Origin of the sequence: Rhodanobacter soli, assembly GCF_040548735.1 — a bacterium.
GTDB lineage: Bacteria > Pseudomonadota > Gammaproteobacteria > Xanthomonadales > Rhodanobacteraceae > Rhodanobacter > Rhodanobacter soli_A.
The window spans coordinates 522564-545754 of record NZ_JBEPSD010000001.1 but is presented as its reverse complement, the minus strand read 5'-3'; the positions used below and the strand labels follow the sequence as shown (position 1 = coordinate 545754).

The 23191-nt window shown below is 67.7% G+C and carries 19 protein-coding genes; 10 read left to right on the top strand and 9 right to left on the bottom strand.

Going from position 1 to position 23191, the window contains the following annotated elements:
- Position 1: 1 nt before the first annotated feature.
- Positions 2-1084, bottom strand: a complete 1083-nt coding sequence (locus ABIE04_RS02545; protein ID WP_354547011.1) for a homocysteine S-methyltransferase family protein — start codon at positions 1082-1084, stop codon at positions 2-4.
- 34 nt (positions 1085-1118) lie between these two features.
- A complete protein-coding gene (locus ABIE04_RS02540; protein WP_354547010.1) occupies positions 1119-2048 on the bottom strand; it encodes an ArsR/SmtB family transcription factor in 930 nt (309 codons plus the stop codon).
- Positions 2049-2180: 132 nt separating this feature from the next.
- Here ABIE04_RS02540 and ABIE04_RS02535 point away from each other — a divergent pair, with 132 nt between their 5' ends.
- Entirely contained in the window at positions 2181-3341 is a 1161-nt protein-coding gene (locus tag ABIE04_RS02535; protein WP_354547009.1) for an acyl-CoA dehydrogenase family protein, read from the top strand.
- A gap of 33 nt (positions 3342-3374) precedes the next feature.
- Positions 3375-3482, top strand: a complete 108-nt coding sequence (locus tag ABIE04_RS02530; RefSeq protein WP_354547008.1) for an acyl-CoA dehydrogenase family protein — start codon at positions 3375-3377, stop codon at positions 3480-3482.
- A gap of 108 nt (positions 3483-3590) precedes the next feature.
- Here ABIE04_RS02530 and ABIE04_RS02525 read toward each other — a convergent pair whose 3' ends face one another.
- Positions 3591-6770: a multidrug efflux RND transporter permease subunit gene (locus tag ABIE04_RS02525; RefSeq protein ID WP_354547007.1), complete on the bottom strand. Its 3180-nt coding sequence runs from the start codon at positions 6768-6770 to the stop codon at positions 3591-3593.
- A gap of 12 nt (positions 6771-6782) precedes the next feature.
- On the bottom strand, positions 6783-7976 hold the full coding sequence (locus ABIE04_RS02520; RefSeq protein ID WP_354547006.1) for an efflux RND transporter periplasmic adaptor subunit: 1194 nt from the start codon (positions 7974-7976) through the stop codon (positions 6783-6785).
- 516 nt (positions 7977-8492) lie between these two features.
- On the opposite strand from ABIE04_RS02520, the gene ABIE04_RS02515 reads away from it, so the two are divergent.
- The 3 genes from ABIE04_RS02515 (at position 8493) to ABIE04_RS02505 (ending at position 15313) form a co-directional block, all read left to right on the top strand.
- On the top strand, positions 8493-13421 hold the full coding sequence (locus ABIE04_RS02515; protein WP_354547005.1) for an NAD-glutamate dehydrogenase: 4929 nt from the start codon (positions 8493-8495) through the stop codon (positions 13419-13421).
- A gap of 132 nt (positions 13422-13553) precedes the next feature.
- Positions 13554-14315: an NAD kinase gene (locus ABIE04_RS02510; protein ID WP_354547004.1), complete on the top strand. Its 762-nt coding sequence runs from the start codon at positions 13554-13556 to the stop codon at positions 14313-14315.
- 62 nt (positions 14316-14377) lie between these two features.
- On the top strand, positions 14378-15313 hold the full coding sequence (locus ABIE04_RS02505) for a 5'-nucleotidase (RefSeq protein WP_354547003.1): 936 nt from the start codon (positions 14378-14380) through the stop codon (positions 15311-15313).
- A gap of 31 nt (positions 15314-15344) precedes the next feature.
- On the opposite strand, the gene ABIE04_RS02500 is transcribed toward ABIE04_RS02505, so the two are convergent.
- Positions 15345-15980 (bottom strand): LysE family translocator, encoded by a 636-nt coding sequence (locus tag ABIE04_RS02500; protein ID WP_354547002.1) that lies wholly within the window; start codon positions 15978-15980, stop codon positions 15345-15347.
- A complete protein-coding gene (locus ABIE04_RS02495; protein ID WP_354547001.1) occupies positions 15977-16741 on the bottom strand; it encodes an NIPSNAP family protein in 765 nt (254 codons plus the stop codon). Before ABIE04_RS02495 ends, ABIE04_RS02500 begins: the two co-directional genes overlap by 4 nt.
- 190 nt (positions 16742-16931) lie before the next feature.
- Between ABIE04_RS02495 and ABIE04_RS02490 the strand changes: the two genes are divergently transcribed.
- Positions 16932-17894 (top strand): helix-turn-helix transcriptional regulator, encoded by a 963-nt coding sequence (locus ABIE04_RS02490; RefSeq protein ID WP_354547000.1) that lies wholly within the window; start codon positions 16932-16934, stop codon positions 17892-17894.
- Positions 17895-17902: 8 nt separating this feature from the next.
- On the opposite strand, the gene ABIE04_RS02485 is transcribed toward ABIE04_RS02490, so the two are convergent.
- From ABIE04_RS02485 to ABIE04_RS02475, 3 genes are all read right to left on the bottom strand, one after another.
- A complete protein-coding gene (locus ABIE04_RS02485) occupies positions 17903-18247 on the bottom strand; it encodes an antibiotic biosynthesis monooxygenase family protein (RefSeq protein WP_354546999.1) in 345 nt (114 codons plus the stop codon).
- Entirely contained in the window at positions 18244-19230 is a 987-nt protein-coding gene (locus ABIE04_RS02480; protein WP_354546998.1) for an alpha/beta hydrolase, read from the bottom strand. Before ABIE04_RS02480 ends, ABIE04_RS02485 begins: the two co-directional genes overlap by 4 nt.
- Before the next feature lie 135 nt (positions 19231-19365).
- The gene (locus tag ABIE04_RS02475) at positions 19366-20241 is read right to left on the bottom strand and encodes a DMT family transporter (RefSeq protein ID WP_354546997.1); all 876 of its coding nucleotides are present in this window, start codon (positions 20239-20241) and stop codon (positions 19366-19368) included.
- A gap of 101 nt (positions 20242-20342) precedes the next feature.
- Here ABIE04_RS02475 and ABIE04_RS02470 point away from each other — a divergent pair, with 101 nt between their 5' ends.
- From ABIE04_RS02470 to ABIE04_RS02455, 4 genes are read left to right on the top strand one after another with little or no spacing between them, the layout of a single operon-like run.
- Positions 20343-21512: an acyl-CoA dehydrogenase family protein gene (locus ABIE04_RS02470; protein ID WP_354546996.1), complete on the top strand. Its 1170-nt coding sequence runs from the start codon at positions 20343-20345 to the stop codon at positions 21510-21512.
- A 16-nt stretch (positions 21513-21528) separates the two neighbouring features.
- Positions 21529-22077, top strand: a complete 549-nt coding sequence (locus tag ABIE04_RS02465) for a GNAT family N-acetyltransferase (RefSeq protein WP_354546995.1) — start codon at positions 21529-21531, stop codon at positions 22075-22077.
- Complete coding sequence (locus ABIE04_RS02460; RefSeq protein WP_354546994.1) at positions 22074-22571, top strand: hypothetical protein; 498 nt, start codon at positions 22074-22076, stop codon at positions 22569-22571. Before ABIE04_RS02465 ends, ABIE04_RS02460 begins: the two co-directional genes overlap by 4 nt.
- Positions 22568-23170 (top strand): glutathione S-transferase family protein, encoded by a 603-nt coding sequence (locus tag ABIE04_RS02455; protein WP_354546993.1) that lies wholly within the window; start codon positions 22568-22570, stop codon positions 23168-23170. Before ABIE04_RS02460 ends, ABIE04_RS02455 begins: the two co-directional genes overlap by 4 nt.
- The last annotated feature ends 21 nt before the right edge of the window (positions 23171-23191 follow it).

Sequence of the window (23191 nt, the reverse complement as noted above, 5' to 3'; positions counted from 1 at the left end):
GTTATGCGGCCTCCGCTTGATCGGCGGAAGGCAGCACGCGCGGTGCGACGTTGCGCACCACCTCGGCGATCGCCCTGATATGCGCCGGCGTGGTGCCGCAGCAGCCGCCGACCAGGTTCAGCAGGCCGTCGCGGGCGAAGCCGCCGATCACGCTGGCCATGTGTTCGGGGGTTTCGTCGTATTCGCCAAAGGCGTTCGGCAGGCCGGCGTTCGGATGCGTGCTGACGTAGGTCTCGGCGAGATTGGCCAGGGTCTGCACGTGCGGGCGCAGGTCCTCGGCGCCGAGCGCGCAGTTGAAGCCGACGGACAACGGCCGCGCATGGCGCACCGAGTAGTAGAACGCCTCGGCGGTCTGGCCGGACAGGGTGCGTCCGGAACGGTCGGTGATGGTGCCGGAGATCATCACGGGGACGCGTGCGCCGCGCTGATGGAACAGTTCGCTCAATGCGAACAGCGCAGCCTTCGCGTTCAGCGTGTCGAAGATCGTTTCGACCATGATGACGTCGGCGCCGCCGTCGATCAGGCCGTTGGCGGATTCGGTGTAGTTCTGCGCCAGTTCCTCGAACGTGACGTTGCGGAATCCCGGATCGTTGACGTCCGGCGACAGCGAGGCGGTGCGGCTGGTGGGGCCGAGCACGCCGATCACGAAGCGCGGCTTTTCCGGTGTTTTCGCGGTCATCGCATCGCACGCGGCGCGGGCGAGTTTCGCGCCTTCGCGGTTCAATTCCTGTGCCAGGTGCTGCAGCTTGTAATCGGCCTGGCTGATGCGGGTGGAGTTGAAGGTGTTGGTTTCGACCAGATCGGCGCCGGCTTCCAGGTAGGCGTCGTGCACGCCGCGGATGATCTGCGGCTGGGTCAGCGTGAGCAGATCGTTGTTGCCCCTGAGGTCGCAGCCAGGATGATCGTGGGCGTGCGCGTGGCCGTCGTGGCCATGTTCGAAGCGTTCGCCGCGGAAGCCGCCTTCATCCAGCTCGTGTGCCTGCAGCATGGTGCCCATGCCGCCGTCGAGGATCAGGATGCGTTGGCGCAACGCCTGCTCCAGCAGGGCGACGCGATCGGGGTGAAGCCAGGGCAGGGTACTCATCGAACTTCCTTTGGTTAAGCGGTGCAACAGTTATTCAAGCGGGCTTGCGCGCCAGCAGGCTGATCACTTCGAAATGCGGCGCCTTGCGCTCGCGGCTGAGCCGGTTGCAGCTCAACACGTCGAGGCTGGCGGCGCGCGCGTAGCCGTCGAGCTGCTGGTTGCTGAAGCCGAGATTGCGGTGGTCGAACGGTTCGACCGCGGCGCGGTGATCGTGCTGGCCCAGCGTCACGGCGAGTAGACGGCCGCCGGGGCGCAGCAGCCGCGCCGCTTCGGCCACGGCCCGGGCGGGATGCTCGGCATAGGTCAGCGCGTGCAGCATCAGCACCAGGTCGAAGCGTTGTTCGCCCAGTTCCAGCGCATGCATGTCGCCCTGGATCACGCGCACGTTGGCGAACGCCTTCAGCCGCTTCGCGGCGGCTTCGACCACGCGCTCGCTGGAATCCACGCAGACGATCGAATGCGCGTGCGGCGCCAGCAGCTCGGCGGTGATGCCGTCGCCGGAGGCGATGTCGAGCACGTCGCCGGTCTCCAGCAACTGCAGCAGCGAGCGCGCCAGGGTTTCCCAGGTGCGGCCGGGTGAGTAGTGGCGCTCCATGTCGCCGGCCACGGTGTCGGCCCAGCCTTCCTCGCGGGCACGGTTCGCGAGCACGCCGGGCAGGCGCGCCGAGTCCTCGCGCAGCAGCGCGTCGTCGATGCTGGCGCGCAGCGAAGCGAGCAGGTTGTGCTGGGCCTCGTCGCCTTCGTTGTTGGCGCGGTAGTAGGCCGACACGCCGGCGCGGCGGTCGCGCACCAGGCCGGCTTCCTTGAGCTTGGCCAGGTGGGTGGACACGCGCGGCTGCGCCAGGTGCAGCACCGCGGCCAGTTCGGCCACGGTGAGCTCCTCGTGTTCGAGCAGGGCTAGCAGGCGCACGCGGGTGGGGTCGGCCAGCAGGCGCAGCACGCTGGAAGCGGTGGCCAGATCCATCGGTTATCCCTGTATCGCGATAGAAAGATGTATAGGCTAGGCCGGCCTTTGCGACGCGTCAAGCGCGCACCGGCAAGCCTGCGTGCCATTTCCCGCTAAAATTGCCGGCTTGATTGCCTTCAGGAGCAGCCCGTGGATTTCCGTTTTACCGAAGACCAGTTGTCGATCCAGGCGATCGCCCGCGACTTTGCGCAGAAGCGCATTGCGCCGGTGGCGGCCGAACTGGATGCCAAGGGCGAGTTTCCGCTGGAGAACATCCGCGAGATGGGCCAGCTCGGCCTGATGGGCATCGAGGTGCCGGAGGAGTATGGCGGCGCGGGCATGGATCCGATCGCCTACGTGCTGGCGATGATCGAGATCGCCGCGGCCGACGCAGCCACCGCGACCGTGATGTCGGTGAACAATTCGCTGTTCTGCAACGGCATCCTCAAGCATGGCAACGAGGAGCAGAAGCAGAAGTTCGTGCGCGCGATCGCCACCGGCGAGGCGATCGGCGCCTACGCGCTGACCGAGCCGCAGTCCGGCTCCGACGCTTCGGCCATGCACACCCGCGCCACCAAGAACGCGAACGGCGACTGGGTGATCAACGGCAAGAAGAGCTGGATCACGTCCGGTCCGGTGGCGCGCTACATCGTGCTGTTCGCCATCAGCACGCCGGGCATCGGCGCGAAAGGCGTGTCGGCCTTCATCGTCGACACGCAGCTGCCGGGCTTCCACGCCGGCAAGACCGAGCCGAAGCTGGGCATCCGTGCTTCGGCCACTTGCGAGATCGAGTTCACCGATTACGTGCTGCCGAAGGAAAACCTGCTCGGTGAAGAGGGCAAGGGCTTCTCGATCGCGATGGGCGTGCTCGACGCCGGCCGCATCGGCATCGCCTCGCAGGCGGTAGGCATCGCCCGCGCCGCGTATGAGGCCACGCTGCAGTGGTCGCGCGACCGCAAGGCGTTCGGCCAGCCGATCGGCACGTTCCAGATGACCCAGTCGAAGATCGCCGACATGAAGTGCAAGCTCGATGCAGCGACCCTGCTGACCCTGCGTGCGGCCTGGACCAAGGGCGAGACCGAGAAGAACGGCGGGCGCTTCGGTACCGAGGCGGCGGTGGCCAAGCTCACCGCCTCCGAGGCGGCGATGTGGATCAGCCACCAGGCCGTGCAGATCCACGGCGGCATGGGCTACTCGAAGGAGATGCCGCTGGAGCGCTACTTCCGCGACGCCAAGATCACCGAGATCTACGAGGGCACCAGCGAGATCCAGCGGTTGGTGATCGCGCGGGCGGAGACGGGTCTGCGCTGAGTCGTGCCGCGTTCCAGCACACCGCCTTTGGCGGTGTCCGCTGGAGCGCTCAACCGCGACGCCAAGATCACCGAGATCTACGAAGGCACCAGCGAGATCCAGCGGTTGGTGATCGCGCGCGCGGAAACCGGCCTGCGTTGACGGTAGCGCAAGAGGCCGTCCCGCCAGCGATCTTCTGCATTCGTTACGCTTGAAACGAAGAGCCCGGCAGGGGCACTGCCGGGCTCTTCGTTTTCTGCTTCGGATGGATCACGCGCCGCGGCGCGGATCCGAATCGAACGACTGCATGCCGCCGTGGCTCGTCGCCGGTGGCGCTGGCGTATCGCCGTCCAGCTTGTCGCCGAGCAGGCGGCGCACCACCACGTAGAACACCGGGATCAGCAGCACGCCGAGGAAGGTGGCGAAGATCATGCCACCGATCACGCCGGTGCCGATCGCGTGGCGCGCGTTGGCGCCGGCGCCGCTGGAGATGAACAGCGGGAGCACGCCCAGGATGAACGCCAGCGAGGTCATCAGGATCGGCCGCAGTCGCAGTCGCGCCGCCTCGATCACGCCGGCGCGCAGCGTCTGTCCGTGCGCCTGCTGCTCCACCGCGAACTCCACGATCAGGATCGCGTTCTTCGCCGCCAGGCCGATCACCGTGATCAGGCCGATCTTGAAGTAGATGTCGTCGGGCAGGCCGCGCAACAGGGTGAACACCACCGCGCCGAGCATGCCCAGCGGCACCACCAGCAGCACCGAGACCGGGATCGACCAGCTTTCATACAGCGCGGCCAGCGCCAGGAACACGATCACGATCGACAGCACCATCAGCAGCGTGGCGGCGTTGCCGGAGAGGATCTCCTGGTACGACTGGCCGGTCCAGTCGAAGCCGAAGCCCTTGGGCAGGTCGTTGGTGACGAGCTTCTCCATCTCGTTCATCGCCTCGCCCGAAGCATGCCCCGGCGCCGGCGAGCCGACGATCTCCACCGCCGCGTAGCCGTTGTAGCGGGTCAGCGAGGGCGAGCCCACCTCCCACTTCGCGTGCACCACATTGGACAGCGGGATCATTGACGGCGTGCCGGCGGCGGTGGTCTGCGTGCTGGGGGTGAAGAAGTGCTGCAGCGCATCCGGGCTCATGCGGTAGGGCGCGTCGGCCTGCATGATCACGCGCTTCACGCGGCCGCCGTAGGTGAAGTCGTTCACGTACACCGGCGCCAGCATCAGGCCGATCGCGTTGTAGATGTCACCCACCGACAGGCCCATCGACTGCGCCTGTACGCGGTCCACGTCCAGGTGCAGCTGCGGGGAATCCTCCAGCGCGTTGGGACGCACGCCGGTCAGCCCGCTGTTCTGGGCCGCCTTGCCCAGCAGCGTGTTGCGCGCCTGGGTGAGCGCTTCGCGCCCGGCGCCGCTGCGATCCTGCAGATACATGTCGAAGCCGCCGAACTGGCCCAGGCCCTGCACCGTGGGAATGTTCGCCACGAAGATGCGCGCGTCGCGGATGCCGTGCAGTTCCATGTTCGCGCGCTGGATGAACTCGGCGGCGGTGACATCGCGCTTGTCCCAGTCCTTGAGCTTGATGAAGGCCATGCCGGCGTTCTCGCCGGAGCCGATGAAGCTGAAGCCGGTCACCTGGAGTACGCCTTCCACGGCGGAGTCCTTGTCGAGGATGGCGCGCATCTGCGCCATCACCTCGCTGGTGCGCTGCTTGCTGGCGCCCGGTGGCAGCTGGATCACGGACAGCGCGTAGCCCTGGTCCTCTTCCGGCAGGAAGCTGCCGGGCAGACGGGTGTACAGGAAGCCGCCGAGCACCGCGATCAATACGAAGGCCAGCATCCAGCGCGGCGCATGGCGCACCGCACCGCCGATGTGGCCGGTGTAGGTGTGCGTGGTCCAGGTGAAGAACTCGTTGAACTTGCGGAATACGACGTTCTTCTTCTTGTGGTGCTCCGGTTGCAGGAAGCTGGCGCATAGCGCCGGCGTGAACGACAGCGCGAGGAGCGCGGAGAACCCCATCGACACCGCGATGGTCAGCGCGAACTGCTTGTAGATGATGCCCGAGGCGCCCGGCTGCAGCGCCGAGGGGATGAATACCGCCGCCAGCACCACGGTGATCGCCACGATCGCGCCGGTGATCTGGCCCATCGCCTTGCGCGTGGCATCCTTCGGCGACAGCCCCTCCTCGGTCATGATGCGCTCGACGTTCTCGATCACCACGATCGCGTCGTCGACCACGATGCCGATGGCCAGCACCATGCCGAACAGGGTCAGCTGGTTGATGGTGAAGCCGAGCGGCAGCATGCCGAGGAAGGTGCCCAGCAGGGCCACCGGGATCACCAGGGTGGGAATGATGGTAGCGCGGATGTTCTGCAGGAACAGCAGCATCACCAGGAACACCAGGATGATCGCCTCGACCAGGGTGTGCACCACCTCGTTGATCGAGATGTTCACGAACGTGGTGCTGTCGTACGGGCTGAACCAGCTCACGCCCTGCGGGAAGCTGGGTGCGATCTCGTCCATCTTGCCGCGCACGGCGGTGGCCACGTTCAGCGCGTTGGCGCCGGGCAGCAGCTGGATCGCGAAGGCGCCGATCGGCTTGCCGTTCCAGGTGGTGTCGAAGCCGTAGCTGCCGGGGCCGAAGCTGATCCTAGCCACGTCACCGAGGGTGACCGTGGTGCCGTCGGGGTTCGCGCGCAGGATGATGCCGGCGAACTGCTCGGGCGTGGTGAAGCGGCCTTCAGTCGAGACGGTGGCGGTGAAGCCCTGGCCGGGCAGCGCCGGGTCGGAGCCGATCGAGCCGGCGGCGAACTGCACGTTCTGCGCCTGGATCGCCGCCAGCACCTGCGAAGACGACAGGCCGTAGCCCTGCAGCTTGTCGGGGTTCAGCCAGATGCGCATGGCGTATTCGGAGCCGAACTGCTGGGTGCTGCCGACGCCGGGCACGCGCGAGATCTGGTCGAGCACGCGCGAACCGACGATGTCGTTGAGGCGGTTGCGATCGATGCTCGGGTTGTCCGACTGCAGCGCCACCACCATCAGGAAGCCGGCATTGGCCTTGGCCACCACCACGCCCTGCTGGGTCACTTCGGAAGGCAGGCGCGGCGTGGCCAACGCCACCTTGTTCTGCACCTGCACCTGGGCGATGTCCGGGTCGGTGCCGCTCTCGAACGTCAGCGTGATGCTGGCACGGCCGCTGGCGCTGGACGACGAGCTGAAGTACAGCAGGTGGTCGATGCCGGTGAGCTGCTGCTCGATCACCTGGGTGACCGTTTTCTCGGTGGTGTCGGCGCTGGCGCCGGGATAGGTGGCGTTGACCACGACCTGCGGCGGCGCGATCGACGGATACGATTCCACGCCCAGGTTGAGGATCGCCAGGACGCCACCCAGGGAAATCAGGATGGCGACCACCCAGGCGAAGATCGGGCGGTCGATGAAGAAACTCGGCATGTCCGGACTCCCTTACTTGCCGCGCGCCGGCGCGCTGGCGGCCGCGGCGGGGCCGCGGCTGCCCGCGGTGCTGGGTTGCCATGGCGAGGCCTTGGCCGGTGCGCCTTCCTTCACGTTCTGCACGCCCGAAACGATCACCTGCTCGCCCGCGGCGAGGCCGGCGGTGACCACCCAGTTGCCGCCGCTCGCGGCGCTGGTGGTGACGTCGCGGCGCGCGACCTTGCCGTCCTTGCCCACGGTGAACACATAGGCGCCCACCGTGTCGCGCAGCACGGCTTCCTGCGGCACCAGGAACACCTTGTGCTGTTCGCCCAGCTGCGCTTTCAGCGTCACGTACATGCCCGGCAGCAGGTTGTGCTTCGGATTGGGAATCTGCGCGCGCAGGTTCACCGCACCGGTGGCGGGGTCGACCGTGGTGGAGGAGAAGTCGAGCGTGCCCGCTTCGGTATAGGCGCTGCCGTCGGGCAGGGCGATCTGCACGCTGGCCTTGTTCGGTTCGGCCAGGGTGACGTTGCCGTTGCTCTGCGCGCGGCGCATCTGCTCCATGTCGGCCACGCTCATGGTGAAGTTCACATAGAGCGGGTCGATCTGGTCGACCGTGGTAAGCAGGGTGGCGTCGCCGCCGTTGCCGACCAGCGCACCTTCGGTCACCTGCTGCTGGCCGGCGCGGCCCTCGATCGGCGAGGTCACACTGGCATAGCCGAGGCTGATGCGCGCGGTCTGCACGTTGGCGCGCGCCGCCTGCACGGCGGCGGCTGCGCTGCGCTCGCTGGCCTGCGCGTTGTCCAGGTCGGATTTGGAGATGTAGCCCTTCGGCGCCAGCTCGCGTGCGCGCTGCGCGTTGACCTTGGTGTTGGTGTACGTGGCCTGGGCCTGCGCCAGCGAAGCCTCGGCGGCGTCCAGCGCGGCCTTCAACGGGGCCGGATCGATCTGGAACAGCAACTGGCCCTGCTTGACGTCGGTGCCTTCGGTATAGGTGCGCTTGAGCAGCACGCCGGCCACGCGGGCGCGTACGTCGGCGCTGCGGTAAGGCGACAGGCGACCCACCAGGTCCTTGGTCAGCGGTGAGCTTTGCGGTTGTGTCCGGATCACGCCGACTTCCGGTGGCGGCATCTGCGGCGGGCCTTGTTCCTTGCCCTTGCCGCAGGCGGCCAGCGCCAGCAGGCTCAGGCACAACAAGGTCATGCTCGGTGATGAAGGCTTCATGGGAGCTCCAGGACTTGCTTGAACGGGGATGGGGGGCTTGCCGGGGTTCGCTGCAGATTGCCGTGGACGGGATACTGCATCGCGCTCCGTATGTCTTGTGTCATAGGTTGGCCTGGCCGCGAATGACCGCTGCTCGAATCGCGTCGCCGTTCGGCGAGGCGCGATGCCAAGCGGTTCGCTGCCAGACTATACTGGCCAGTTTACATTTTATGGCTGTCGTGAATCCAGTCATTGACAAGCGGGGCGATGATCTGGGCACCTCGGTTGCGGGGCGAGCGGCAGAGGTTCGTCCGGCATGCGTCGCGGAGGTTGCGTGCCCCGGGGTGTCTCGCGGTGCGTTGCGTGTCGAGGAGCGATCCGCGCGTCTTGCGCGGGACTCGGCGCGACAAGCCGGAACATGCGCACGGGCATGGTTTTGGCAAGCTACGCGGCTGGATTCGCCCTGCCGCGCAGCGTATCCTTTCAAGGCTTTTTACCTGCCTTCCCGACCATCGTCTCCACTAACCAGAAGATGCCATGAATGCGACTCTTGCGGCGAACGACCCTTCCCTTCCGTCAGTAGTGTTTGCAGAGCTGAAAAAGGGCGGTTTTTCGCCCGAGCGCCTGAACGAGGCGCAGGTTTTCTGCGAAGCTTTCTTTGCACGTATCGGGGGCGGCGACGCGCATCTGCACACACCGGTGCAGTGGGCGGCGCTGGTCGGCAGCCTGCTGGAGTTCATGCAGCAGCGCCGCGCCGGTTGCGCCAGCGTGCGCGTGCTCAGCCCGGCGGATGTGCAGGCCGGGCGCAGCCTGCTGCAGATCGTCACCGATGACATGCCGTTCCTGGTCGACACGGTTAGCATGATCGTCTCGGCGAAGCTGCAGATCCATGCGGTGATCCACCCGGTGCTGAAGGTGGCGCGCGACGCTTCCGGCAAGCTGCTGAGCCTCGGCGGCGACGCCGGCAACGCCGAATCCCTGATGCATTTCGAGATCGACCGGCTCGCCGATACTGCCGAGCAGGCGCAGCTGGAGGCGCATGTCGAGGCAGCGCTGGACGACGTGCGCGCGGCAGTGAGCGACTGGTCGGCGATGCGCGACAAGGCGCTGGCGGTCGCCAACGAACTGCCGCAGCGCAAGCTGCCGCTGGATGCCGCCTCGGTGCAGGAGGCCAGCGAGTTCATGCGCTGGATCGCCGCCGACAACTTCACCTTCCTCGGCTATCGTGAATACGAAGTCGCCGATGCCGACGGCGATCGCGTATTGCGTGCGATCGAGTCGTCCGGCCTGGGCATCCTGCGCAGCAACGAGCGCTCGATGGCGCCGCGCTCGCTGCGCACGCTGGCCGCCAGCGAGCTGCCGCAATCCGGCGCCACCGATGCGATCATCCTGACCAAGACCAACGCGCGTTCGCACGTGCACCGCACCGGCTACATGGATTACATCGGCGTGCTGCAGTTCGGCGCCGACGGCCGTGCCGTGGCGGAGCAGCGTTTCCTCGGCCTGTTCTCCTCCAACGCCTACATGGCCCGTCCGCAGGACGTGCCGCTGATGCGGCACAAGGTGGAGACCGTGCTGGCGCGCTCGGGCCTGAAGCGCGATTCGTATTCCGGCAAGTCGCTGCGGCACATCCTGGAAACCTTGCCGCGGGAGGAACTGTTCCAGAGTACCGAGGACGAGCTGTTCGCCACCGCGATGGGCATCCTCGAGTTGCGCCAGCGCGCACGCACGCGACTGTTCATTCGCCGCGACCGTTACGGCCGCTTCTTCACCTGCATGGTGTTCGTGCCGCGCGACCGTTTCAACACCTCGGTGCGCGAACGCATCGAGGCGTTGCTGGGTTCGGCGCTGCACGTCGAGCAGAGCGATTCCTCGGTGCAGATGGGCGAGGCCGCGCTGGCGCGGCTGACCATCGTGCTGCGGCCGAAGATCGGCGACCAGCCCGTGTACGACCTCGCCGAACTGGAGCGGGGCGTCGCCGGCATCGTGCGCAACTGGCACGACGAGGTGCGCGATGCGCTGGTGCAGCTGCGCGGCGAACATGAAGGCGTGGTGCTGGCCAACCGCTACGCGCGTTCGCTGCCGGCCGGCTACGTCGAGGACGTGAACCCGGCGGTGGCCGCCGAGGACGTCCACCAGCTGTCGCAGCTGGCCGGCGACAACGCGTTGCGGATGTCGTTCTACCACCCGCCGAAGGAGCCGGAGACGCTGCGTTTCAAGGTCTACCGTTCGGGCGGCGACATCGCGCTGTCCGAGGTGCTGCCGCAGCTGGAGAATCTCGGCCTGCGCGTGCTCACCGAGCATGTCTACGACATCTCCGGCGATGCGCCGCTGTCGATCCAGGATTTCGAGGTGCAGCCGGTCGGCAAGCTCACCTTCAGCGTGGAGCAGGTTGGTGCGCTGTTCGAGGATGCGTTCGAGAAGATCTGGCGTGGCAACGCCGAGAACGACGGCTTCAACCGGCTGGTGCTGGGCGCCAAGCTGAGCTGGCGCCAGGTGGCGATGCTGCGCGGCTACTGCAAGTACCTGCTGCAGACCGGCGCGACCTTCTCGCAGTCGTACATGGAGGAAACCCTCAACCGCTATCCGGCAATCGCCGGCCTGCTGGTGGAATTGTTCCTGGCCAAGTTCGATCCGCGCCGCGAGGCGCTTTCCGCCGACGAGCTGAAGGCCGCGGGCGCCACCCTGGCCACCGAGATGCACGCGCTGATTCCGGCCAACGTGCAGGCCGCGCAGCCCGCGTTGATCGACGGCCTCGGTGCCATGCTGGCGAAGCCGCGCGACGAGCAGATCCAGGCTGTCGAACACGCGATCGGGATCCTGCTGGAGAACGTGGCCAGTCTCGACGAGGACCGCATCCTGCGCAGCTTCGTGAAGCTGATCCGCGCCACCTTGCGTACCAGCTTCTTCCAGCAGTGGGGCGGCGCGTACCGCGATTACATCAGCTACAAGTTCGACTCGCACATGCTGCCCGACCTGCCCAAGCCGGTGCCGTACCGCGAGATCTGGGTGTGCGCCCCGCGCGTCGAGGGCATCCACCTGCGCTTCGGCGCGGTGGCGCGCGGCGGCCTGCGCTGGTCCGACCGGCGCGAGGATTTCCGCACCGAGGTGCTCGGCCTGGTCAAGGCGCAGATGGTCAAGAACACGGTCATCGTGCCGGTCGGTTCCAAGGGCGGCTTCTTCGTCAAGAAGGCTCCCGCCGGCGGCGACCGTGACGCGCAGCTGGCCGAGGGCATCGCCTGCTACCGCCTGTTCATCAACGGCCTGCTCGACATCACCGACAACCTGGTCGACGGCAAGGTGGTGAACCCGCACGACGTGGTGCGCCACGACGCGGACGACCCCTACCTGGTGGTGGCAGCCGACAAGGGCACCGCCACGTTCTCCGACATCGCCAACGCGATCTCGATCGAGCACAACTACTGGCTCGGCGATGCGTTTGCCTCCGGCGGCTCGCACGGCTACGACCACAAGGGCATGGGCATCACCGCCAAGGGTGCGTGGGAATCGGTCAAGCGCCACTTCCGCGCGCTGGGCCGCGACTGCCAGAGCCAGGACTTCACCTGCGTGGGCATCGGCGACATGTCCGGCGACGTCTTCGGCAACGGCATGCTGCTGTCCGAGCACATCCGGCTGGTGGCCGCGTTCGACCATCGCCACGTGTTCCTCGACCCCAATCCCGACGCGGCGCGCACGTTCGTCGAGCGCCAGCGCCTGTTCAAGGTGCCGCGTTCGAGCTGGGACGACTACGACAAGTCGCTGATCTCCGCCGGCGGCGGCGTCTATCCGCGCAGCGCCAAGTCGATCCCGATCTCGCCGGAAGTACGCGTGGCGCTGGGGCTCAAGCCCGACGTCGAGCACCTGGCGCCGACCGACCTGCTCAGTGCGATCCTGAAGGCGCCGGTCGACCTGCTGTGGAACGGCGGCATCGGTACCTACATCAAGTCGTCCGGTGAAACGCATGCCGAGGTGAGCGATCGCGCCAACAACGGGCTGCGCATCAACGGCGCCGACGTCCGCGCGAAGATCATCGGCGAGGGCGGCAACCTGGGCATGACCCAGAAAGGCCGTATCGAGGCGGCGCAGAAGGGTGTGCTGCTGAATACCGACTTCATCGACAACTCTGCCGGCGTGGACACCTCCGACCACGAGGTGAACATCAAGATCCTGCTGAACGACGCCGTGCAGCGTGGCGAGCTGGGTTTCGATGCGCGCAACGTGCAGCTCGCCGCGATGACCGACGAAGTGGGTCAGCTGGTGCTGTGGGACAACTACCGGCAGAACCAGGCGATCACCCTGATGGAGCACCAGTCGGTGCATCGCATCGGTTCGATGGCGCACTTCATCCGCACGCTGGAGGCCGAGGGTACGCTCGATCGCCAGGTCGAGAACCTGCCCAGCGAAGCCGAGCTGGCCGAGCGCAAGAGCCGCGGGCTGGGTCTGACCCGGCCGGAGCTGGCGGTGCTGCTGTCGTACGACAAGATGCGCCTGTTCCAGCAATTGCTGGACTCGGACGTGCCGGAAGACCCGTACCTGTCGAAGGAACTGGTGCGCTACTTCCCGACGCCGCTGCACGAGAAGTACGCCGCGCACATGCAGCGCCACCGGCTGAAGCGCGAGATCATCGCCACCGCGGTGACCAACTCGACGATCAATCGCATGGGCGCCACCTTCATGATGCGCATGCAGGAAGACACCGGGCAGGGTCCGGCGGCGATCGCCAAGGCCTATACCGCGGCACGCGAGATCCTCGAAGCGCGCGAGCTGTGGGCGGAGATCGAGGCGCTGGACGCCAAGGTCGCCGAGAACACCCAGATCGACGCGATCAAGCAGATCTGGTCGCTGCTGCGCCACATGACCCGCTGGCTGCTGAACCGCCCGGGTGGTTCGCTGGACATCGCCGCCAACGTCGAGCGTTACCAGGCCGGCGTGTCGGCCTTGCGCAAGGCGTTGCCGGGCGTGCTGACGCCGACCGGCAAGGGCGATTTCTCCTCCAGCCAGGAAAAGTGGGAAGGCCTGGGCCTGCCGGCGGAACTGGCGCTGCGGATGGCCCGCATGCCGGAGCTGCGCGCGGCGCTGGACATGGTTGAGGTGAGCCAGCAGAGCGGCCAGCCGATCGAGAAGGTGGCCGGCGTGTTCTACGAACTGGGCGAGGCGCTGGACCTGGAGTGGCTGCGCGACCAGATCGAGGCGCTGCCGGTGGAAGGCCACTGGCACGCGCAGGCTCGCGGTTCGCTGCTGGATGAACTCAACCACCAGCACCGGGCGCTGTCGCTGCAGGTGTTGAACCTCGGCGGCGGCAGCAAGGATGTTTCGCCGGTACAGGCGTGGCTGCAGCGCGACGACGCCACGCTGCAATACACTCGCGGCATGCTGGCGGAAATCCTCACCCAGAACGCGGACTATCCGATCGCCTCGGTCGCGGTTCGTCGCCTGGCGCAGCTGGCACAGGTGCCGGTGGGCTGAGGAACCTCCCGCTGCAATGCGGTACGGAACGCCCGGTGCCCGCAAGGTCGCCCGGGCGTTCCGCTTTGCGGCATCGCCCGCGAGCCGGCTCCTACGGTAAGCTCGGCTGACCTCCGCAACGGATTCCCGCGCATGCGCTTTGCCTTCGTCGCCAGTGACATCAGCGTCGCCCAGCAGGCGCGGCGCAAGCTGGCGGAGCGCTATGGCGACGTGCCGCCGGAGCAGGCCGAGCTGATCGTGGCGCTGGGCGGCGACGGCTTCATGCTGCGCACCCTGCATGCGTATCGCGCGCTGGAAGTGCCGGTCTACGGCATGAAGCTGGGCCGGGTCGGCTTCCTGATGAACAAGCACAGGCTCGACGGCCTGCCGGAGCGGATCGCGCGTGCGCACACGGCGTCGCTGTTCCCGCTGCAGATGGAGGTCACCGATGCGGCCGGCAACGAGCACACGGCGCTGGCGTTCAACGAAGTCTCGCTGCTGCGCCAGAGCAACCAGGCCGCGCACCTGGAGGTGCAACTCAACGGCACCGTGAAGCTGCCGAACCTGACCTGCGACGGCATCATGGTGGCCACCCCGGCCGGTTCCACCGCCTACAACCTGTCCGCGCACGGCCCGATCCTGCCGCTGGATGCGAACGTGCTGGCGCTCACCCCGATCAGTCCGTTCCGCCCACGCCGCTGGCGCGGCGCGATCCTGCCACACCGCACCGAAGTGATCCTGCGCGTGCTCGACCCCGGCAAGCGCCCGGTCAGCGCCACCGCCGATTTCCACGAAGTGCGCGACGTGCGCACGGTGGCGATCCGCCAGTCCGGCGGGCAGGGCGTGCGGCTGTTGTTCGATCCCGAGCACAACCTGGAGCAGCGCATCCTCGACGAGCAGTTCGCGGCGGAATGAGTCAGGCTGCGTGCTAGATTGACCGGCAACGACCTTTGGTCGATCAACTTCCGTCCTGTCCCGTGAACACGCCCGTTTCGTCTCCCGATGTCCATGATCCCGCCGCCGTCGGCGACAACCGGCTGGTGGTCGCGATTTCCTCGCGCGCGTTGTTCGACCTCGGCGACAGCCATGCGCTGTTCGAACGCGAAGGCCTCGACGCCTACCGCTCGTTCCAGATCGAGCACGAGGATGAAATCCTGCAGCCCGGCGTGGCCTTCCCGCTGGTGCAGAAGCTGCTGGGGCTGAACAAGCTGGCCGGCGACGTGCCACCGGTCGAGGTGATCCTGCTGTCGCGCAACTCCGGCGACACCGGCCTGCGCATCTTCAACGCGATCCAGCACTACGGCCTGGAGATCAGCCGCGCCGCGTTCACCAGCGGCGCGCCGACTTCCGACTACATCGCGCCGTTCAAGGCCGACCTGTTCCTCTCGGCCAACGCCGAGGACGTCGGCCGCGCGCTCGCCGCCGGCGTGGCCGCGGCGACCATCCTGCCCAGCACCGCGCCACCGCGCGCCGGCGAGCAGTTGCGCATCGCGTTCGACGGCGACGCGGTGATCTTCGGCGACGAGGGCGAACGCGTGTCGCGCGAGGAAGGCCTGGAAGCCTTCCATCGCAGCGAGACCGAGCACGCCGCCGAGCCGTTGTCGGTCGGTCCGTTCCGCGGCTTCCTCACCGCGCTGCATCACCTGCAGACCGCGTTCCCCGCCGAGGATTCGCCGATCCGCACCGCCCTGGTTACCGCCCGTTCCGCGCCCGCGCACAAGCGGGTGATCCTCACCCTGCGCAAGTGGGGCGTGCGCATCGACGAGGCGCTGTTCCTCGGCGGCCGCGACAAGGGGCCGTTCCTCGACGCGTTCGGCGCGGACATTTTCTTCGACGATTCACCGGCGAACGTGGAGTCCGCGCGCAAGCACGTGGCGACCGGGCACGTGCCGCACGGGGTCAGCAACCGCTGAGCGCGGTGCCGGCAGGGAATGGAGCACAGGGCTACGCCCCGCGCCATCCCTCGACGCCGGTGAACATGGCTGCCGCGATCAGCAAGGCGCCCACGCAACGGGTCGCCAGCATCCCGGCTTCCGGCTTGCCTTGCAGCCATGCGCGGGCGCGGTCGGCCATCAAGGCCAGCCCGCCGTAAACGCATAACTGGTTGAGCGCGATGATCAGCCACAGGACCAGCGCCTGCGCCGCGATCGGGCCGTACTCCGGGCGCAGGAACTGCGGAAAGATGGCCAGCATGAACAGACAGGCCTTGGGGTTGAGCAGGCAGGTCAGCATGCCCTGGCGGAACGTCGCCGCGTGCGAGCGCCGTGGGGCATCCGGCCGCATCGCCGGCGCAGCGTCGCTGCGCATCAGCGAGAGGCCGATCCAGGCGATGTACAGCGCGCCGGCCAGCAGCAGCGCGTTGAATGCGCCGGGGATCCACTTCAGCAGCACGCTGATGCCCAGCGCGGTCATCACGACATGGCATACGCCGCCGGCGACGATGCCGGCCAGCGCGGCGAAGCCGCGGCGGCGTCCCCCGGCCAGCGTGCTGCCCAGCACGAAGGCCATGTCCAGGCCGGGCAGCACCACGATGCCGAAGACCAGCGCGAAGAACAGCCACAGTTGCTCGACGTGGTTCATGGTGAAACCCCGGCGCCCGCACCGGCAAGCCAGCGCAGGCGCGAGCGCGGAGTCGGGTCCATCACCACGCGCTCTGGCGCACCGCGCAGGAGGCCACCCGTCACCAGCGATCGTTCGGCGGACGCCAGGATCGGCGCGAGCCGGCGGTCCAGCGTGGCCTCGTCCCTGACCACGCCCAGCCAGACCAGGAACGGTCCGTCGGTGCGGATCGGCAACTGCGGGAAGTTGTTCGGCACATCCAGCGACACCAGCACGCCGGCCGGGTGCACGCCCTCGATGCGGTAGGCGTCGAACGCGGCCTCGGCCTGTTTCGCGAAGTCCTCCTCGCTGCCTTTCTTCACCGCGAAGATCTGCGCGACCACGATGCCCTGCGCGCCGCGTTCCTCGGTCACCGGGTCCACCGCCGGCAGCACGCTGATGCCGTGTTCCGGATGCAGCGGGCGCAGCAGCATCACGTTGTCGCTGTCCGGCAGGATCGCGTTGACCTTGATCCGGTGTTCCTTCCACAGCGGCCCGTAATAGAACGCCGCGTTGACGATCGGGCGCGCATTGATGTCGTGGAAGCCGCGCAGCCAGGTGAAGCGGTTGGGGCGACCGCGCTCGGTGAACTGGCCGAACACCATCGCGCCGAGTTGTTCGAAGGCTTCCGGGAAATACGCGTCGAAGTATTTGACGAAGTGCGCCAGCTCGCCGCCGGCCGTGACGTAGCGGCGGAATTCGACGACCTGGTAGTCCTTGAGGTGCTGCACGCTTTCCATCATGGGGGCCTCGTTCGTGGGTCTGCCGTGTGCCGACATGACTGCAGCGAGCGCGATGCCCGCGACGATGCCGGGTAACAGTCGTTTGAAGTGGTTCATGGGTATCCCTGGCCTGGGCGCCGGGTGGCGCGGGGCCTACGCTAAAACCTATACAGGGCAAATTTCGCCCTGATTTTTCGCTACCATGGCCGCCATGGCGAAACCCACCACCCGCGTGCTGGCGGTGCTGGACCTGCTGCAGAGCCACGGCCGCATGAGCGGCCCCGAACTGGCGCGCCGGGTCGGCGTCGACGTGCGCACGCTGCGGCGCTACATCGTGATGCTGGAGGACCTCGGCATCCCGCTCACCACCGAGCGCGGCCGCCACGGTGCCTACATGCTGGTCGCCGGCTTCAGGCTGCCGCCGATGATGTTCACCAACGACGAGGCGGTGGCGCTGTCGGTGGGCATGGTGGCGGCGCGCGGACTGGGCCTGGCCGAGGCGGCGCCGGCGGTGGAAAGCGTGCAGGCGAAACTGGCGCGGGTCATGCCCGATGGCCTGAAGCGCCACGTGCGCGCGATCGCCGATACGGTCAAGGTCGATTTGCTGCCGGCTTCGGGCACGCCCGGCAGCAATGCCGCGTTGATCACGTTGACCGGTGCGGCGCAGGCGCAGCGGCGCGTGTCCATGGGCTACGACTCCGCCGCGGGCGCCCACACCGAGCGCGAGTTCGACCCGTACGGCCTGGCCTGGCGGGCGGGCGCCTGGTACGCGGTGGGCATGTGCCACTTGCGCCACGGCCTGCGTTCGTTCCGGCTGGACCGGGTCGGCGAGGTGCGCCTGCTCGATCGACCGTTCCGTCGGCCGTCCGGTTTCGACGCACTGGACCAGCTGCAGCGGAGCATCGCCACGATACCGCACGCCCACGCGATCGAGGTGCTGCTGCACGCGGATCTGCCGACGGCGCGCAAGGCGTTCTCGTTGGCGTTCGGCCTGCTCGAACCGGTGCCCGGCGGCGTCCTGCTGCGCACCGGCGCCGACGATCTGGCTTGGTTCGCGCGCCAGCTCGCCGGCCTGCCGTTCGGCTTCGAGATACACGCGCCGGCGGCGTTGCGCACCGAGCTCGCGCGCTGCGCCACGCGCCTGCGCGAACTGGCGCATGCGCGTCGACGCTGACGGCGGCTTCAGGCGTGGAACGCGCGGCTGTCCGCGGGTGCCTGTTCGCGCTCACGCATGCCGTAGTCGCGGTCGACGCAGGCCACGCGCAGCCGATAGTCGCTGAAGATGCCGGCGCGGCCCTGGCCCTGGGCGATGCGGTGCGCTTCGGTCCGGCGCCAGCTCGCCACCGCTTCCTCGTCGCGCCAGAACGACAGCGAGAGGATTTTCCCCGGGGTCGAGAGGCTCCGGAAGCGCTCGATCGAGAGGAAACCGTCGATGCCATCGAGCAGCGGGCGCAGGTCGGCGGCGATGTCCAGGTAGTCCTGGCCGCGTCCTTCGGCTGGCACGAGTTCGAAGATCACCGCAATCATGGCTGCATGTCCTGCGCCGCGTGGATAAATGCGTCCACGCTCCGGTACAGGGAGTGGCGGTTGCGCTCCAGGTGCATCACGTGGCTGCCGTGGCCGATGCGCATGCGCCACGTGAGCGGGCTGGCGCTGAACTTCGCCAGGAACGCCGTGGCGCCCGCGTCGTCCGTCACCGTGTCGTAGTCGCCGTACACCACGAAGACCGGAACCCTGACGGCCGCCGGGTCGTACGGATAGCTTCCGCCGGATGCCACGGCGTCGATGTCCGCCGCGGGGCCGGCGGGAATGCGCAGCTCGCCCGGCGGGTCGCCTGTCACGTGCGGCGCCGACGCGTCGAATTCGCTGGCCCAGCGTCGCGCGACGGCCGGTTCCAGCAGGGTCAGTTCCGGCGGCAGGACATGCTTGAAGCGCAGTTGTTGATAGCGTGCCTCGGCACTGATCGTCCACCACGCTTCGTGCACGGGGTCGGCCGGCTCGCCCGGCTTCGGCACGACCGGGCCGAACAGGGTGAGCGAGGCCAGCGCGCCGGAATGTTTCGCGGCGAACGTGGCGGCCGGAACGGTGCCCCAGGAATGCGCGACCAAGTGGACGCGGCCCATCCCGCGCGTCTTGCGCAGGTAGTCGATGGCCAAGGCGATTTCCCGCGCGGCTTCCGCGGCGCGGGTCACCGGTGCGGCGTCTGCGGCCGCGTGTGTCATGGCCACCGGGCGGCTGGATGCGCCAAAGCCGACGAAGTCCAGGCCACAGGCGAGAAAACCCTGCCGCGCCATGAAGTCCATCCATGAATCCCCCGGCGCGAATTCGAAACCGAACGCCAGCATGGTCGGGAAGCTGGCGCCGTGCACGAACAGCACACCTTGGCCGTTCGCCTGCGCCGGAGTCACGCAGTGCAGCGCGAGCTGCTGCCCGGGGTCGTGCGCGACGGGCAGGTGGATGGTGCTTGCGGAAAGGGCGGAGACCAGTCCGAGTGCCAGTAATGCCGACATGCCTGCTGCCTTCGTGGGTGGGCGATGCAGCCATGATGGGCCTGGTCCGCCGGCACATGTTTCGGCGGGCGGCGAAACATGCGCGTGTCCCGTTGTGGCAGCGGATCGCGCCGGCCGGGTCGTGCCGGCTTGCCGTCAGAGCATGCGCATGCGTTTCCACCATTGCGTGACCTGCTCCTCGCGCACGAAGGTGAACAGGCCGGCGCCGAGGATGATCGCGATGCCGATCGCCATCGGCCAGTCCAGGCGGTCGTGGAACAGCACGTAGCCGAGCAGGACGGCCCACAGCATCTGACTGTACTGGGTGGGCGCGACGTGGTTGGCGGGCGCCTTCTGGGTGGCCAGCATCAGCAGCACCGAGGCGAGCGCGGCCAGCAGGCCGTAGCCGAGCAGGAGCAGCCATTGGTGCAGGGACGGCCAGACGAAGGCCGGCAGCATCAGCACGCCGGTGAGCAGGATCGAGCCGACCACGCCGGCGCCGTACAGGGTGACGCGCTTTTCGTGCGAGCCGGACAGGCGCAGGGCGATCATCGAGACGGCGCCGGAAAGGCCGCAGACGATCGCCGCCAGATGGCCGACGCCAAGCGCCCGGAAGCCCGGCCGCAGCACCACCAGCACGCCGATGAAACCGGCCACCACCGCCGACCAGCGGCGCCAGCCCACGTGCTCCCCGAGCACCAGCACCGACAGGATGGTGACGAAGATCGGCAGCAGGAAGATCAACGCGAACGCCTCGGCCATCGGCAGCGCGGTGAAGGCGACCACCGCCGCCGTGCTGCCCACCGCACTGGCGAGCGCGCGCACCAGCCACAGCCCCTGGCGCTGCGCGACCAGCACATCGCGCCAGCGGTCGTCGCGCTTGCGGATGAAGGGCAGGGCGCTCAGGCCCAGCACGGCGCCGAAGAATACCGCCTCGTAGGCCGGCAGCGAGCCGCGCAGCGATTTCACGAACGCGTCGCTGATGGCGTAGGCGGCAAATGCCGCGAAACCGAGCAGTACACCTTTGAACATGGGTTTTCGTCAGGGAACGTGGCGTGGGGGCGGGAGTCGTAGGGTCATCGTGGGCCGCGCTACAATACCGGTTTTTACGCGCCCCCCCCTCCGGAGCTCCCATGGCTGTCAGTCTGAATCCGCTCGATCTGTACGATGTCCGTTCGCTGCTCACCGACGAGGAACGCATGGTGCAGGACACCGTCGGCCGCTTCGTCGACGAGCGCGTGCTGCCGATCATCGGCGACTGTTTCGACCAGGCGCGTTTCCCGAAGGAGCTGATCCCGGAGATCGCCGCGCTCGGCCTGCTCGGCGCCACGATTCCCGAGACCTATGGCGGCGCCGGCATGAACGGCGTGAGCTACGGCCTGATCTGCCAGGAGCTGGAGCGCGGCGACTCGGGCCTGCGCAGCTTCGCCTCGGTGCAGAGCTCGCTGTGCATGTACCCGATCTACGCCTACGGCAGCGAGGAGCAGAAGAAGCATTACCTGCCGCAGATGTCGGCCGGCGAGGTGATCGGCTGCTTCGGCCTGACCGAGCCGCACGGCGGCTCCGATCCGGCCAACATGAAGACGCATGCGAAGAAGGACGGCGGCGACTGGGTCATCAACGGCGCCAAGATGTGGATCACCAACGGCAACCTCGCGCACATCGCGATCGTGTGGGCGCAGACCGAGGACGGCATCCAGGGCTTCGTGGTGCCGACCGACACGGCCGGCTTCAAGGCGCAGGAAATCCACAAGAAGATGAGCCTGCGCGCTTCGGTCACCAGCGCGCTGTTCTTCGACAACGTGCGCGTGCCGGACAGCGCGCGGCTGCCGAACGTGAAGGGCCTGAAGGGCCCGCTGGGCTGCCTGACCCAGGCGCGCTACGGCATCACCTGGGGGCCGATCGGCGCGGCGCAGGCCTGCCTCAAGGAAGTGCTCGACTACACGAAGGAGCGCATCCTGTTCGGCCGCCCGCTCGCCTCCAACCAGGCGGTGCAGCTGAAGATGGCCGATATGGCCCGCCGCATCACCACCGCGCAGCTACTCTCGCTGCAGCTCGGCCGGCTGAAGGATGCGGGCAAGATGCAGCCGACCCAGGTCTCGCTGGCGAAGTGGAACAACTGCCGCATGGCGATCGACATTGCGCGCCAGTGTCGCGACATCCTCGGCGGCGCCGGCATCACCACCGAACACGGTGCGATCCGGCATGCGCTGAACCTGGAATCGGTGATCACCTATGAAGGCACCGAGACGGTGCACGAACTGGTTGTCGGCCGCGAGCTGACCGGCATCAACGCATTCTGAGCGGAGTGTGGCGCGCATGGACTTCGATTCGCTGCGCATCGAAACCGATCGACTGATCCTGCGTCCGCCGCGGGCGGAGGATTTCGATGCCTATGCGGAGATGATGGCCGATGCCGAAGCCGCGCGGTTCATCGGCGGCCGGCAGGTGCGCGCGGTGGCCTGGCGCAGCTTTTTGGCTTCCGCGGGCGCCTGGATGATCCAGGGCTTCTCGATGTTCTCGGTGATCGAGAGAAGCAGCGGTCGCTGGATCGGCCGGCTCGGCCCCTGGCGTCCCGAGGGGTGGCCGGGTACCGAGATCGGCTGGGGTCTGGCACGCGGCGCCTGGGGCAAGGGCTATGCGCGGGAAGGCTGTGTTGCGGCGATCGACTGGACCTTCGACCAGTTGGGCTGGAGCGAGATGATCCATTCGATCCATCCCGACAACCACGCTTCGCAGGCGCTGGCGCAGCGACTCGGTTCGAGCTGCCGTGGTCCGGGCAAGCTGCCCGCACCGTACGAGGACGATCCGATCGAAATCTGGGGCCAGACCCGCGAGCAATGGCGCCGATGCCGCACGCCAGCATGAACGCGAGCGTCCATGCCATTCCGGAGACCGCATTGCGCGAGGTACTCGCCTCGGCGGTGCCGGAGCTGCACCGCCACTGCCGCGATCCGTGGATGGTGATCGGCAGCGCCGCGGCACGCCTGGCGGGCGCCGAGGTGGTGGTGGCCGATCTCGATGTGCTGACCAGCGTGCGCGATGCGGAGGCCCTGATCCGGCATTGGCAGGCACGGCGCGATGACACCTATGTGCCGCGCGGCGAAGAGCGCTTCCGCTCGTGTTTCGCCCGCTTCCGTTTCCCCGGGTTGCCGGTGGAAGTCATGGGTGGCCTCGAACTCTGCGGCGAGCGCGGCTGGGAACCGGTGCGGGTCGACCGGGTGGTCACGCTGGACGCAGGCGGTCTCGCGGTCCCGATTCCCGCGGCGGCTGAGCAGATCCGCGTGCTGGAAAGTTTCGGGCGCCCCAAGGACCTGCAGCGTGCGGCACTGTTGAGGCGCTTGAGCGAGGAACGGCAATGATCACGATCTACGGCATGCGTGCCTCCGGCAACTGCTACAAGCTGCAACTGCTGCTGGACCAGTTGGGTCGCGACTACCGCTGGGTCGACGTGGACAGCGCGCATGGCGAGACACGCACGCCGGATTACCTGGCGAAGAACCCGAACGGCAAGGTGCCGCTGCTGGAGCTGGACGACGGCCGCCGGCTGGCCGAATCCGACGCGATTCTCTGTTACCTCGCCGAAGGTACGCCGTTGCTGCCGGACGATCGCTGGCTGCGCGCGCAGACGCTGCAGTGGCTGTTCTTCGAGCAGTACAGCCACGAGCCGTGCATCGCGGTGGCGCGCTTCATCCGCGGCTGGCTGCCGGTCGATCATCCACGCCAGGCCGAGGTGCCCGCGCTGCTGCAGAAAGGCGCGCAGGTGCTGACGGTGATGGAGCAACACCTGGCCGGGCGCGAGTGGTTCGTGGGCGACAGCTATGGCATCGCCGACATCGCGCTGTACGCGTATACCCACTGCGCCGGCGACGGCGGGTTCGATCTGTCCGTGTTCCCGAACATCCGCGCCTGGCTCCATCGCGTACAGGCACAGCCGGGCCACAGCCCGATGCACTCCTGACCTCCTGCATAAAACATCCCC

Excerpts from the sequence above, each read along its gene's own strand:
- ABIE04_RS02480 (WP_354546998.1), bottom strand. The coding sequence starts at position 19,230 with ATGTCGGCATTACTGGCACTCGGACTGGTCTCCGCCCTTTCCGCAAGC.
- ABIE04_RS02515 (WP_354547005.1), top strand. The coding sequence starts at position 8,493 with ATGAATGCGACTCTTGCGGCGAACGACCCTTCCCTTCCGTCAGTAGTG.
- ABIE04_RS02495 (WP_354547001.1), bottom strand. The coding sequence starts at position 16,741 with ATGATGGAAAGCGTGCAGCACCTCAAGGACTACCAGGTCGTCGAATTC.
- ABIE04_RS02485 (WP_354546999.1), bottom strand. The coding sequence starts at position 18,247 with ATGATTGCGGTGATCTTCGAACTCGTGCCAGCCGAAGGACGCGGCCAG.
- ABIE04_RS02470 (WP_354546996.1), top strand. The coding sequence starts at position 20,343 with ATGGCTGTCAGTCTGAATCCGCTCGATCTGTACGATGTCCGTTCGCTG.
- ABIE04_RS02455 (WP_354546993.1), top strand. The coding sequence starts at position 22,568 with ATGATCACGATCTACGGCATGCGTGCCTCCGGCAACTGCTACAAGCTG.
- ABIE04_RS02545 (WP_354547011.1), bottom strand. The coding sequence starts at position 1,084 with ATGAGTACCCTGCCCTGGCTTCACCCCGATCGCGTCGCCCTGCTGGAG.
- ABIE04_RS02520 (WP_354547006.1), bottom strand. The coding sequence starts at position 7,976 with ATGAAGCCTTCATCACCGAGCATGACCTTGTTGTGCCTGAGCCTGCTG.
- ABIE04_RS02510 (WP_354547004.1), top strand. The coding sequence starts at position 13,554 with ATGCGCTTTGCCTTCGTCGCCAGTGACATCAGCGTCGCCCAGCAGGCG.
- ABIE04_RS02460 (WP_354546994.1), top strand. The coding sequence starts at position 22,074 with ATGAACGCGAGCGTCCATGCCATTCCGGAGACCGCATTGCGCGAGGTA.
- ABIE04_RS02540 (WP_354547010.1), bottom strand. The coding sequence starts at position 2,048 with ATGGATCTGGCCACCGCTTCCAGCGTGCTGCGCCTGCTGGCCGACCCC.
- ABIE04_RS02475 (WP_354546997.1), bottom strand. The coding sequence starts at position 20,241 with ATGTTCAAAGGTGTACTGCTCGGTTTCGCGGCATTTGCCGCCTACGCC.
- ABIE04_RS02490 (WP_354547000.1), top strand. The coding sequence starts at position 16,932 with ATGGCGAAACCCACCACCCGCGTGCTGGCGGTGCTGGACCTGCTGCAG.
- ABIE04_RS02500 (WP_354547002.1), bottom strand. The coding sequence starts at position 15,980 with ATGAACCACGTCGAGCAACTGTGGCTGTTCTTCGCGCTGGTCTTCGGC.
- ABIE04_RS02525 (WP_354547007.1), bottom strand. The coding sequence starts at position 6,770 with ATGCCGAGTTTCTTCATCGACCGCCCGATCTTCGCCTGGGTGGTCGCC.
- ABIE04_RS02465 (WP_354546995.1), top strand. The coding sequence starts at position 21,529 with ATGGACTTCGATTCGCTGCGCATCGAAACCGATCGACTGATCCTGCGT.